The 11,730-nt window shown below is 69.9% G+C and carries 11 protein-coding genes; 9 read left to right on the forward strand and 2 right to left on the reverse strand.

What is annotated here, in order from left to right; all coding sequences use genetic code 11:
* Positions 1 to 64 precede the first annotated feature (64 nt).
* From ACZ4A5_RS16190 to ACZ4A5_RS16230, 9 genes are all read left to right on the forward strand, one after another.
* Complete coding sequence (locus ACZ4A5_RS16190) at positions 65 to 643, forward strand: DUF5994 family protein (protein WP_467583341.1); 579 nt, start codon at positions 65 to 67, stop codon at positions 641 to 643.
* Between the two features lie 2 nt (positions 644 to 645).
* The gene (locus tag ACZ4A5_RS16195; RefSeq protein ID WP_467583344.1) at positions 646 to 924 is read left to right on the forward strand and encodes a hypothetical protein; all 279 of its coding nucleotides are present in this window, start codon (positions 646 to 648) and stop codon (positions 922 to 924) included.
* A gap of 112 nt (positions 925 to 1,036) precedes the next feature.
* Complete coding sequence (locus tag ACZ4A5_RS16200; RefSeq protein WP_467583347.1) at positions 1,037 to 2,038, forward strand: acyl-CoA desaturase; 1,002 nt, start codon at positions 1,037 to 1,039, stop codon at positions 2,036 to 2,038.
* A gap of 33 nt (positions 2,039 to 2,071) precedes the next feature.
* Positions 2,072 to 2,512 (forward strand): DUF5994 family protein, encoded by a 441-nt coding sequence (locus tag ACZ4A5_RS16205; protein ID WP_467583349.1) that lies wholly within the window; start codon positions 2,072 to 2,074, stop codon positions 2,510 to 2,512.
* Positions 2,513 to 3,938: 1,426 nt separating this feature from the next.
* Positions 3,939 to 4,304 (forward strand): STAS domain-containing protein, encoded by a 366-nt coding sequence (locus ACZ4A5_RS16210; RefSeq protein WP_467583352.1) that lies wholly within the window; start codon positions 3,939 to 3,941, stop codon positions 4,302 to 4,304.
* 549 nt (positions 4,305 to 4,853) lie between these two features.
* Positions 4,854 to 5,453, forward strand: coding sequence for a chemotaxis protein CheB (locus tag ACZ4A5_RS16215; RefSeq protein WP_467583355.1), 600 nt, complete (start codon positions 4,854 to 4,856; stop codon positions 5,451 to 5,453).
* Positions 5,453 to 7,321 carry a CheR family methyltransferase gene (locus tag ACZ4A5_RS16220; protein WP_467583357.1) on the forward strand — a complete coding sequence of 623 codons (1,869 nt, stop codon included), beginning with the start codon at positions 5,453 to 5,455 and terminating at the stop codon, positions 7,319 to 7,321. The genes ACZ4A5_RS16215 and ACZ4A5_RS16220 overlap by 1 nt, the downstream gene beginning before the upstream one ends.
* Positions 7,322 to 7,345: 24 nt before the next feature.
* Positions 7,346 to 8,206: a GAF domain-containing protein gene (locus tag ACZ4A5_RS16225; RefSeq protein WP_467583360.1), complete on the forward strand. Its 861-nt coding sequence runs from the start codon at positions 7,346 to 7,348 to the stop codon at positions 8,204 to 8,206.
* Between the two features lie 9 nt (positions 8,207 to 8,215).
* Complete coding sequence (locus ACZ4A5_RS16230) at positions 8,216 to 8,977, forward strand: ANTAR domain-containing protein (RefSeq protein WP_467583363.1); 762 nt, start codon at positions 8,216 to 8,218, stop codon at positions 8,975 to 8,977.
* Between the two features lie 179 nt (positions 8,978 to 9,156).
* Here ACZ4A5_RS16230 and ACZ4A5_RS16235 read toward each other — a convergent pair whose 3' ends face one another.
* Together ACZ4A5_RS16235 and ACZ4A5_RS16240 are read right to left on the reverse strand one after the other, a co-directional pair.
* Entirely contained in the window at positions 9,157 to 10,185 is a 1,029-nt protein-coding gene (locus tag ACZ4A5_RS16235; protein WP_467583367.1) for an aldo/keto reductase, read from the reverse strand.
* Positions 10,182 to 11,543: a sugar porter family MFS transporter gene (locus ACZ4A5_RS16240; RefSeq protein ID WP_467583369.1), complete on the reverse strand. Its 1,362-nt coding sequence runs from the start codon at positions 11,541 to 11,543 to the stop codon at positions 10,182 to 10,184. Before ACZ4A5_RS16240 ends, ACZ4A5_RS16235 begins: the two co-directional genes overlap by 4 nt.
* Between the last annotated feature and the right edge of the window lie 187 nt (positions 11,544 to 11,730).

Here is an 11,730-nt window from a genome sequence, read left to right on the forward strand (position 1 = left end):
TTCTCGGTGAGCAAAGACCCCGGGCCGCCGTCCACAGACAGTCGCCTGGAGACAGGTTCGCGCCATGTCCGCGACCATCAGCCTCCTTCCACCGCTTCCACCCCAACCGTCAGCCCCCGCCGTCCGTCTCGCGCTGAAAGCCCCGGGGCCGCCTCATGGCCTACTGGACGGCGCCTGGTGGCCCCGCTCCCGTGACCTGCTGCGGGAACTGCCTGGTCTGACCGACGTGTTGGACTCGCGCTGGGGACGCATCACCCGCATCGCCGTCAATCCCGCCCACTGGCCCGTCATCCCGCGCAAGGTGCCCGTCCACGGGCACGTGGTGAAGGTCGGCTGGTTCACGCCGGAGCTCGACCCGCACAAGGTCCTGCTGCTCTCCTACACCATCGGCCGCTGGGACCTCTTGGTGATCCCACCCGGCACCGGCGCCGACGCGGCCGCCCGGCTGATGGCCGCCGCGAGCGATCCCGCAGGCCCGGCGCTGACCGCGAGCACGCTGATGGCCGCGGAGGAAGCCCGCCACGGGGACGCATGCGCCGACCGGGCACAGGATCCCGAGGAGGCGTGGGAGTACGAAGGCGGCGCATCCTCGACCCACTCCGCCGCCGTGTCCGTGGCCGGCCGTCCCGGAACGGAGCGGTGACCATGACGGACACAGCCCTGACCATCAGCGTCATGCTGGTCCTGATCATGGGCGTGGCGTACGTGATCCAGCGGCTCAACGCCCAGCGTGCCGGGCAGATGGCGCCGCTCCGCTCCGACCGGTTCCTGCCCGGCGGCCGGGGCACTCGGGGCAACGCCGCGCGACCGGTCCCGGACCTGCCCGCGCCGCCCGCCGTCCCCGAACGCCGCGACCATCGCGACGGAGGCCGTGGACGCCTGCGCCCTCGACGCCGAATCCATCGGGCACGCGGACGACGCTGACCCGGAACGCAATCGACACCAGCCTCCCTGGGTCACGAACGAATCCCGCTCCGCAGCCCCGGACCCCGGCCGCGCCGCCCACAGCGCCCGCACCGAGGCCAAGGAGCCCTGCATGACCGTCCGTTCCACCCCCCGATCCGCCACCTCCGTTCCGAACCAGGTGCACCCTCACCCCGCGTACGACGGAACGGCCCCCTTTCCCGCAGGTGAACCGGCGCCGCCACGTACCGGCGGTGAACGGCTGTACGTGGCGGTGACCGCCGCGATCGTCGTGGTGCCGTTCCTCGCACTCGGCCTTGGCGGATGGCTGCTCTGGGGACGCCTCATCCACCCCGCCGACGTGCTGCTCGCCCTCGCCCTTTACACGGTCACCGGCCTGGGCGTGACCGTCGGCTTCCACCGCGGCCTCACCCACGGCAGCTACAAGGCCACCCGCCCCGTGCGGATCGCCCTCGCGGTGGCCGGGTCGATGAGCTTCCAGGGCGACGTCATCGGCTGGGTCGCCACGCACCGCCGCCACCACGCCTTCACCGACCGACCCGGCGACCCGCACTCCCCCTACCGCTACGGCACGCACCTGCGCGGCCAGTTGCGCGGCCTGGTCCACTCCCACGTGGGCTGGCTGTTCCGCAACGACCCCACCCCAGCCGAACGCTACGCCCCCGACCTGTTCGCCGACCGCGACATCCGCGCCGTCTCCCGGGCCTTCCCGGCCCTGTGCGTCCTCACGCTGGCCCTTCCCTTCGCCCTGGGCTGGGCGATCGGCGGTACCTGGGTCCACGCCACAACCGCGCTGCTGTGGGCGGGACTTGCCCGCATCACCCTGCTCCACCACGTGACCTGGAGCGTCAACTCCCTGTGCCATGTGATCGGACGGCGCCCGTTCCGCACCCGGCGCCACGACCGGGCCACCAACCTGTGGCCCCTGGCCCTGCTCTCCTTCGGCGAGAGCTGGCACAACCTCCACCACGCCGACCCCACCAGCGCCCGGCACGGCGTCGACCGCGGCCAGCTCGACCCCTCCGCCGCCGTCATCCGCCTGCTCGAACGCCTCGGCTGGGTGCACGACGTGCACTGGCCCACACCGGACCGCGTCGCAGCCCGGCGCGCCTGACGTCTCACACTCCCGTACTGGAGGACCCACCCCATGACCACCACCCTGCGCCCCCTGACATCCCTTCCCCCGGTACACCTGCGCCTGGCACCGACAAGAAGTAGCCCTCAACCCATCGACGGCGTCTGGTGGCCCCGCTCCGACGACCTGACCGCCGAACTGCCGCTCCTGATCCGCGCATTGCCGCACAGCTGGCCCCAGATAGCGCACGTGACCGTGAACGACACCATGTGGTCCGCCTTCCCCGGCCGCGTCCTCATCGCCAACCACGTCATCCAACTGCACCGCTCAACCACCCGGCACACGCCGACCACGATCTGCCTCGTCGCACCCGGCAAAGGCAGGTGGGACCTGCTGGTCACTCCGCCCCACACCGCCGCACCCGAGGCCCTGCGCCTGATGGCCACCACCGACACCCCCGAAGGCCCCTCCCGGCCCGATCTCTTCCCGGAGTGGACACAACTCGCCCCATAGACCAACCGGAGGCGCCCGCCCCTGGAGCCGCCAGCACCGCCACGGCTGGGGATTGGCTTCAGTGAACGGACTGACCAGCTGGTTGACCGGTGCGAGGCAGGCACCACCGCACGCTACTCGGTCGTCCTGCTCTCCTCATCACCGGGCCGGGCAGGCTCAGCAGAAGAGGGCCGGTCAGGTCTCTGACCGCTGACACGGCCGATGCCTACCAGGGGAACGTCAGCCAGGCCCGACGACGGCCAGCAGCTGTTGACAGGGAGGCTGGATCAGACTGTCCTCAGTCGGCCGCCTCTCAAGATGCCTGACGCGCACGCCACAAGAGCCTCACCTGACCGGCAAACTTGCTGAGGCAACCACACCACTCCGCGCCCATCCCACAGGCTGTCGGCCTGCGCTGGGAGAAAGCTGGGAGATGATCTCCCCTCGGAAGCCCTCCGAGACCACACGAGTCCACCTCAGGCCACCCCTCTGACCAGCACCGATGGACACCACCGCCGGTCGTGATCTTGACCGAACCTCATTCGGGACGAAGAGGTCGTGGGTTCAAATCCCGCCACCCCGACAGAGTAAGACCAGGTCAGGGGCCTGATCCGCTTAGCGGATCAGGCCCCTGAGTGGTTTCCGGCACCTTCTGGGAGAAAGCTGGGAGCCACCTTCGCGATCCGGCTCCCCGAGGGCGTCGGTGAGCGTCCGGCCCGGGCACCTGCGGGCTCGACGCGGTGTGACGCGGATCGCCGAGGGGCCGGGGTCCGGTGTTGATCAACGGTGAGGCGGCGGGACAGGAGGGTGATCGCGGGTCAGGGAGCCGTGACGGGCTCTCGCCCCCACTGATGTGTACCGGTTCCGGTCGCGACCGGTCCTTGTGCTCGTTCCGGTCGCGACCGGTTCTTGTACCGGTTCCGGGAGCGCTTCGAAGGGAAGCCTCCGTCTGTCGGCCGGACATTGCGTCGAGGACGCAGGAAGCCTCCTCCCCCGCACGTGGCCCTCAGCCGACCTCGCCGGCACATCGGTGCAGGACTTCGATGTCATGAACTCCTGCGTTCACTCGCCGATCACTGCGTGAACCTGCTCGATGTGGCAAGCAGCGGCCGGAGTCCTCCTCGCCAGCGCCTGGCGGCCAGTTGGTGCACGCCGCAGCGCCGGACGTGCGCCCGCCGCCTGGAGCAGCTGCACCGGCCCATCCCGTGATGGCCGGCCACCTCCGCCACCTCAGCGCGCACAGGCGCAGGCAGAGCCTTGCCCGTACGGGACGACCTCCGTGACAGGGAAGGCGGTTTCAGGCCCTTAGCAGAGGCGCCCATGCCTCCGCACCGGATCGGCACAATTCACAGCGCGACAAGCCATGCCCCGTACTCTGAAGCGTCGACCCAGACCCCGTTGGCGACAGATCCCCCTGGGCATCCACGTCTCGGAGAAGAGGGTCACCGTGATCCCGGCCCCCGCAGCGCCTTGCGTCAAAGAGGTTCGTCCGCACGGACATTGCACCCTGGTCGTCCTGTGCGGCGAAATCGACATCCATATCGCCCCAGCCGTCAGTACTCGCCTCGACCTGATCAACCCTGTCGGCGATACCGACCTGCTGATCGACCTTCGCCCCGTCGACTTCATGGACAGCAGCGGAGCATCGCTCCTCGAACGCGCCCGTTCCCGGACCGTCGGCCGCAGTGGGCGGTTGCGTCTGATCTGCACCCGACCCGCCCTTCTACGCCTGCTCAAACACCCGTCTCTACAGCTGCGCTTCGACATCATCGACCAGCTGCCCGCACCGGCACCTCCTCGGGCAGCAGTCTGACCGACCGGAAACCGCCCTGTCCTCGCCGCCGCGGTACCACTACGCGCGCCCTGCCCCTGGTCGACCGTGCGCCTCCTACCGCCGGGTGTCCCGCACCCAGCGGTAGGAGTGGGACCGGCATGACGGCATCACCATGGTTCAGCGGACCGGCCCGCCTCGTCCTCGGGGTGGACGACCACGGGGTCCACAACCCCTGGGTGACCGCGCAGCGCCCTCCCGGCCGGGGGGCCGCCGCGAAAAGAATGAACGGATCCCCGGGGCGCGATCCACGCGATCCACACGTAAGGGTGTCTTTTGTCGAAACCGCTCGGCGGACCCGCGCGGCCGGAATCGACGCGAGCGGGACGCGAGACCGAGCGCGCATCCTGTGGCCCGTGGCACCGCGTCACCATTCCTCCAGAGCCGTGCACCGGCCCGCCCTCGCCGAGGGCGGCGCGAGAGCTCAAGGGGCCCCCTTGCCCCCCCCCGCCCCCTCACACCCGGCCACCCGGCCACCGCCGAGCCTTCCGCGACCACCCCACCGGACGCAGAGTCCGATAGGCTCGTTATGTGACGGTAGACCGATCTTCCTCGGACCAGTACGCCATCGTCGCTGTCGCGTCGTCCGCCGGTGGTATCCAGGCGCTGACCGCGCTTCTGGGGAGTCTGGGCCCGGTTCTCCCAGTGCCTCTGCTGCTGGTCCAGCATCTCGACCCGCGGCACCGCACCGTGATCGCCGACGTTCTCTCCCGCCGCACCGACCTCCCCGTCAAGCTCGCCGAGGACGGGGAGCACGCACAGGCCGGCACCGTCTACATCGCCCCTCCCGACCGGCACCTCCTCATCGGCCACGATGGAGTCATGACGCTGACCAGCACCGAACTCGTCCACTTCGTGCGCCCCTCGGCCGACCTGCTCTTCGAGTCGATCGCCGGGGCCTATGGGGCGCAGGCGATCGCCTGCGTGCTCACCGGCACCGGAAGCGACGGCTCGATGGGAGTGGACGCCGTGAAGTCGCGTGGCGGCACCGTGATCGCCCAGGACCCCCTGACCGCCGAGTTCAAGGGGATGCCGCAGGCCGCCGTGGACACCGGAGCGGTCGACTTCGTGCTACCCCTTGCGGAGATCCCCGCGGTCATCCGGGGACTTGTCGAGAACAAGGGCCAGTGATGAGCGAGCCACACGACGTCGCGACCGATGAAGACGCGCTCGAGGAACTGCTCGCCTTCATCAGGGATGCCCGGGGTTTCGACTTCACCGGGTACAAGCGCTCCACCCTGGGCCGGCGCATTCATAAACGCATGACCGACGTGGGCCTGCGCACCTACCCGGACTACCGGGATCTGCTGGAAACCAGCGCGGACGAATTCGACGCCCTCTTCAACACGATCCTGATCAATGTCACCTCGATCTTCCGTGATCCGGACGCCTGGACCCTCCTCCAACGCGAAGTGGTCCCCGAACTGCTCGCGGACCTCCCACCCGACCAGGAGATCAGGGTGTGGAGCGCGGGCTGTTCCAGCGGCGAGGAAGCATATTCGCTGGCCATCATGTTCGCGGAGGCGCTGGGTATCGAGGAGTGCCTGCGCCGGGTCAAGATCTACGCTACGGACATCGACGAGGAAGCACTTCGCGAGGCCCGCTCGGGTCTGTATCCGGTGAAGGTCCTGGAGCCCCTCCCGGTGGAGCTGCGCGAGAAGTATTTCGAGCAGAACGGCGCGCAGTTCAGCTTCCGCCCGGACCTGCGGCGCCGAGTGATCTTCGGGCGTCACGACATCACCCGGGACGCCCCGATCTCGCGCCTCGATCTCCTGATCTGCCGCAACACGCTGATGTACTTCAACGTCGAGGCGCAGACCCAGATCATCGACCGCTTCCACTTCGCCCTGCGCCCCAACGCCTATCTCTTCCTCGGCAAGGCCGAGATGCTGCTCAACGACGCGGACCGGTTCGAAGTGATCAGCATGCGGCAGCGGATCTTCCGACGCCGCGCAGGCGACGCCGGACTGCCCTACCACCCCGCACCGTTGAAGATCAGAGCCAATTCAGGCATCGAACTGCACTCGGTGGCCCGCACCCGCCAGCTACGCGATCTGGTGCTCGACGCGAGCCCCGTCCCCGCCATCGCCATCGACGACGACGGGGTCGTCGTGGTGGTCAATGCCCAGGCCAGGTCCCAGTTCTCCCTGACGGCCACCGATATCGGCCGCCCGTTCCAGGACCTCGAGATCTCCTACCGGCCGGTCGAACTGCGCTCCCTGATCGACCAGTCCATGCACGAACGACGAGCCCTGCGGGTCAACCGGGTCGAGCGCAGAACGGGCGAGGACGTGCAGTACTACGACATCCTCATTCAACCGCTCGCCGGTCCTAATGGGCTGCACATCGCCACCATGATCTCGTTCACCGACGTGACCGTGGCCACCCAGCTCAAGTCCGAGGTCAAGCGAGTTCGTGAGGACCTGGAAACGGCATACGAGGAACTCCAGTCCACGAACGAGGAGCTGGAAACCACGAACGAGGAACTCCAGTCCAGCATCGAGGAGCTGGAGACGACCAACGAGGAACTCCAGTCCACGAACGAGGAATTGGAGACCACGAACGAGGAACTCCAGTCCGGAAACGAGGAACTGGACACCATGAACGACGAAATGCGGATCCGCACGGAGGAGCTGGACGAGGCCCGCGCCTTCCTGGAAGCCGTCCTGACCAGCATCGCGGCGGGGGTGGTGGTGCTGGACAGCGAGCTGAAGGTGAAGAGCTGGAACCGAGGCGCCGTGGACATGTGGGGGCTGCGGTCGGACGAGGTGATGGACGAGCAGTTCTTCACGCTGGACTTCGGGCTGCCGACCGACGTACTGAAACCCGTCATCAACGCATGCCTGACGTCCCGCAAGCGCTCCGGACCGGTCGGCGTGCGGGCCCTGAGCCGCATCGGCCGGCCGATCACCTGCGATGTGTTCTGCTCGCCGTTCGACGGCCACAACGGAGGCGTCGTCCTGATGATGGAAGAGAGCCGGAACGACGGTTCCGACTGACCCGCCGCGGCGTACGCTACGAACATGGACCCGAAGCGGCGCGAGGAGGCCATCGGCTTGGCCAGGGCCGCACGTCGTCGCGCGGCTCTGGCGCGGGAGCGGGCCGAGCGGGCCGACGCGACCGCTGAACGCCACGAACTGCTGGCCGCGCAGCCCGGACAGGAGTTCCACGCGACCATCGCGATGACGCACCGCAGATCGGCCGCGTGTCATCGCTCGTCGGCGCGGCTCCAAGAGGCGTTCGCCCTGCGCACGACGGAGTGGGCCGGGGGAAGCGGAGCCCGGCCCCGTTTCATGGCCAGTGTCGCGGAAGCGTACGGGACGAGCAGTGCCGCGCTCACCCTGGTCGATTCCGGCCGGAACCAGCTCGCGGTCGCCGTGTCGGACGAGCGGTCGGACACGGCGATGGACTTGGAGTTCGTACTCGGCGAGGGGCCGGCCAGGGACGCGGTGTCCGACCGCCGTCTGATCCTGGAATCGGCACCGGCCATCGAGGCGCGCTGGCCCACCTACGGTCCGGCCATCACTGCCCGGGGGATCACCTCGGTCGCGGCCGTTCCGCTGGACACGGAGACCAGTTGCATCGGAGCGCTGACGGTCTTCTGCCCGCATCCCGGTCTCACGGCCCCCGAGCACCTCACCGAGATCGCCGGTGCCCTCACCTGCATCGTGCTTCTCGGCCCCGATCCCGATCCCGAGCTCTACGGCGGAACCGACCACAGGGACACCATGCAACAGGCGGTGGGCGTCCTGTCCGCACGGACCGGTCACCGGGTCGGCGACGCACTCGCTCTCATCAAGGCAAGAGCTTTCACCGATGACGTGTCCACCGAGGTGATCGCCCGGAGGATCCTGAGCGCGGACCCGGAACTCACCTGGGAATAGAGAGGTGTCATGACACCGCAACAGCGCTTGGCCGAGGCATTCGTAGCCTTGTCCGGCGGCACGACGGAGGGCGCGCTGGACATTCCCGTCACCCTCTCGGTCCTCGCGGACAGCACCCCTTCCCTGCTCGGAGCCCGTGCCGCGGCAGTGGTGTTCGCCGCCGAGCAGGACGAAGCGCTACAGGTGACGGGTTCCAGCCTCGAGGTGTACCGGCTGGAATACGACGCGGCCGGCTGGCGCGAAGGCCCCGGCCACGACTGCCATCACCGTGACGCTCCGCCTGGCAGCCGGACGGCCCTCGACAGCCGTCCAGCGAGGCAGAGATGGCCGCACTACGCCCCGCGGGCACTGGAACTGGGCTTCACGAGCGTGGCGGCCCTGCCGCTGCGCGACCCGACCCGGACCAGCGGCGCGCTCGTCCTCCTGTCGGATCGGCAGAGCCCCTTGTCCCCCGCGGCGCTGGCACTCGCCCAGACGATGGCGGAGTTCACCGCCGTCATCCTGCGCCGGGCACACGAGGCCCACCGCAGCCGGACGCTGATCGGCGACTTGGAGCGCGCCCTGGTGACGCGCGTCATCGTCGAACAGGCCAAGGGCATCATCTCGACACGTCTCTCGCTGCCCATGGACGACGCCTTCGCGCTGCTGCGGAAGCACGCGCGCGCCCATCAGCGACGGGTGCACGACGTGTCACGCGACATCGTCGAAGGGCGCGGCGCCCCCGAACTGACCGAACCCCCGCCGAAGCAGAGCGGGTGCGCCTGCGAGTAGGAGATCAGCGAACGCACCGGTGACTCAGGCACATGGCAAGGCGGGCACCGGGCGCGGCCTCCCGCTGTCCGGTGAGGCCGGGCGGTCACCGCCGCCGCATGCCGACCGTGACAGGCGCGCAGCGCGCTCAGACCGAGCCGTCGATGTGGCCCATGCGTCCGTCCATGAGGGCCTTCTCGCTACCGATGCCCTCCATCGCCGGCAGTCCCCACCGCCTCTGAGCCGGGATGCCCGGTGCCTCCGCGCGGCATTCCCGCCAGTTCCCCGCACAACCGCTGTGGCACGTCCGCGCGCGCCCACCCCATGTTCGCCCGGACCTCCTCCGCACTGCGCATCCCCACCAGCACCGAGGTGACCGCCGGGTGTCGCGCGGTCCAGGCCAGGGCCGCGGCGGGCAGAGGGACCCCGTGGGCGGCGCAGAGACCGGCCAGAGCGTCGGTGCGGGCCCGGATCCACGCCGGCGCCGGGGCGTAGTCGTAGTGGGGGTTCTCCGGGGACGCCAGGATGCCGCTGTTGTAGACGCCGGCAGCCACCACCGCCACGCCACGGCGTTCGCACAGGGGGAAGAGTTCGCGTTGCGCGCTGTCGTCCAGCAGGCTGCAGCGGCCCGCGCACAGGACGACGTCCAGGTCGGTCTCCCTGACGAAGCGGGACAGCATCGCCGTCTGGTTCATGCCGACGCCTATCGCGCCGACGACGCCGTCGTCACGGAGGCGCGCGAGCGTGGGGTATGCCTCGATGACCGCTTGTTCCCAGTGTTCGTCCGGGTCGTGGATGTAGAGGACGTCGACGCGGTCGAGGCCGAGGCGGCGCAGGCTCTCGTCGACGCTGCGGAGCACGCCGTCGCGGCTGTAGTCGCGCACTCTGCGGCGGGCCGGGGCACCGGTGAACTCCCTGCCGTCCGCTCCGGTGCCTTCCGTGAGCAGACGGCCGACTTTCGTCGAGACGGTGAACTCTTCGCGGGGCAGGCCGGAGAGGGCCAGACCGAGTCGTTGTTCGGAGAGTCCGGCGCCGTAGTGCGGGGCGGTGTCGAAGTAGCGGAGGCCCGCGTCCCAGGCGGCGCGTACGGCGCGTACCGCCTGGTCCTCCGACACCGGCCGGAAGAGGCCGCCGAGTGCCGCCCCGCCGAAGCCCAGCCGGGTGACGGGGACGCCGGAGCGGCCGAGGACGGCGCGTGCGGTGGGGCCACCGGGGATGGCGGCGCTCATGCGTGCCTCCAGTGCCGTTCGATCTCCTCCAGGGAGCGGCCGGCCGTCTCGGGCACCCGTCGCACGACGTACCACGCGCCCGCCGCCGAGAGTGCGGCGAAGAGCAGGAAGACGGAACCGCCCATGGCGTCGAGGGCGTCCGGGAAGGCCAGGGAGAAGAGGAAGTTGCCGAGGTACTGCGCGAAGGTCACCACGCCCATGCCGATCGCCCGGGCGCGCAGGGGCAGTGCCTCGGGGCAGTACAGCCAGAAGACCGGGCCCAGGCCGAAGCCGAAGGCGAAGGTGTAGAGGAAGACGCACGCGACGGCGAGCGCGGTGGCGTCGGGGAAGAGCGCGAGCGCGACCATGGGTGGCGCCTGTGCGGCGAGGGAGAGCGTCAACAGCCTTACGCGGCCGACACGTTCGATGAAGGGCAGCGAAAGCGCGGTCGACAGGACGAGCGCGGCGCCGACGCCGTAGTTCGCCAGGGTGCCCGCCTCGCCGCCCCCGGCGGCGTGGCGGAAGATGACCGGCGCGTAGTACACCACCGCGTTGATCCCGGTGAAGACCTGGAAGAAGGTCAGCGTCAGGATGATGCGGAGGGCCGGGCGGTAGGTGGTGAGCAACTCGCGCGGGCCCGCGTGCCGCGCGGCGAGGCTGTCGCGGATCTCGGCCACTTCGGCGTCGGCGGCGCCGTCGCTGGGGCGCAGCCGGCGCAGTACGCGCCGGGCCTCGCACTCGCGGCCGCGTGTCATCAGCCAGCGCGGCCCGGCGGGGCTCGCGACCATGCCGGCCAGGAAGGCGACGGCGGGCAGCGCGCCGAGCCCGAGCATCCACCGCCAGGCGCCCGCGGCGGAGAGGGCGTCGTCGACGGAGTAGGCGAGCAGGATGCCGATGTTGACGGCGAGTTGGTACAGGGCGGTGATCCGGCCGCGCAGCTGCTTCGGCGCGAGCTCGCTGAGGTGGATGAGGCCGAACATGTTCGCCAGGCCGACGGCGAAGCCGAGCACGAACCGCGAGGCCATCAGCACGGCGGCGTCCGGTGCGAGGCCGCAGCCGGCTGAGCCGGCGATGAAGATGCCGCCGGCCACGATCAGCAGCTGCCGTCTGTCCCAGCGCCGCGCGGCCAGTGCGCCGCCGACGATGGCTGGCAGCGCGCCGAGCAGGATCAGGCTGGTGACCAGGCCCTGCTCGGTGGAGCTCAGGCCGAAGCGCTCGGTCAGGGGGTCCAGGGCGCCGGAGATCGCCCCGGAGTCGTAGCCGTAGAGCACGCCGGACAGTCCCCCGAGCGCGGCCACCAAGTGCACCCGCCTCGGCACCGTGCCGCCCCGCCCGGCTTCCCGGGCCGCCGCTCCCGCACCGGTCCTGATCTGTGCCACGGGACCTCCTCGGTCTCATGGGGACGCGTCCACGGAGTCATTGGGGCAGATCCGGCGTGGATTTCCCAGACCGCCTGGGCTGCCGGCAGGCGATCAGCCACCCGGCCGGTCGGGCCACCGGTCAGATACGTACCACCGGTCACCCGGCGGACTACTGCGAAGGAACTACTCACCTCCCACCCCAGGG

This window comes from Streptomyces sp. NPDC025618, assembly GCF_055558795.1.

Coding starts and splice junctions, on each gene's coding strand:
- ACZ4A5_RS16200 (WP_467583347.1), top strand. CDS start 1,037: ATGACCGTCCGTTCCACCCCCCGATCCGCCACCTCCGTTCCGAACCAG.
- ACZ4A5_RS16190 (WP_467583341.1), top strand. CDS start 65: ATGTCCGCGACCATCAGCCTCCTTCCACCGCTTCCACCCCAACCGTCA.
- ACZ4A5_RS16225 (WP_467583360.1), top strand. CDS start 7,346: ATGGACCCGAAGCGGCGCGAGGAGGCCATCGGCTTGGCCAGGGCCGCA.
- ACZ4A5_RS16195 (WP_467583344.1), top strand. CDS start 646: ATGACGGACACAGCCCTGACCATCAGCGTCATGCTGGTCCTGATCATG.
- ACZ4A5_RS16235 (WP_467583367.1), bottom strand. CDS start 10,185: ATGAGCGCCGCCATCCCCGGTGGCCCCACCGCACGCGCCGTCCTCGGC.
- ACZ4A5_RS16230 (WP_467583363.1), top strand. CDS start 8,216: ATGACACCGCAACAGCGCTTGGCCGAGGCATTCGTAGCCTTGTCCGGC.
- ACZ4A5_RS16205 (WP_467583349.1), top strand. CDS start 2,072: ATGACCACCACCCTGCGCCCCCTGACATCCCTTCCCCCGGTACACCTG.
- ACZ4A5_RS16220 (WP_467583357.1), top strand. CDS start 5,453: ATGAGCGAGCCACACGACGTCGCGACCGATGAAGACGCGCTCGAGGAA.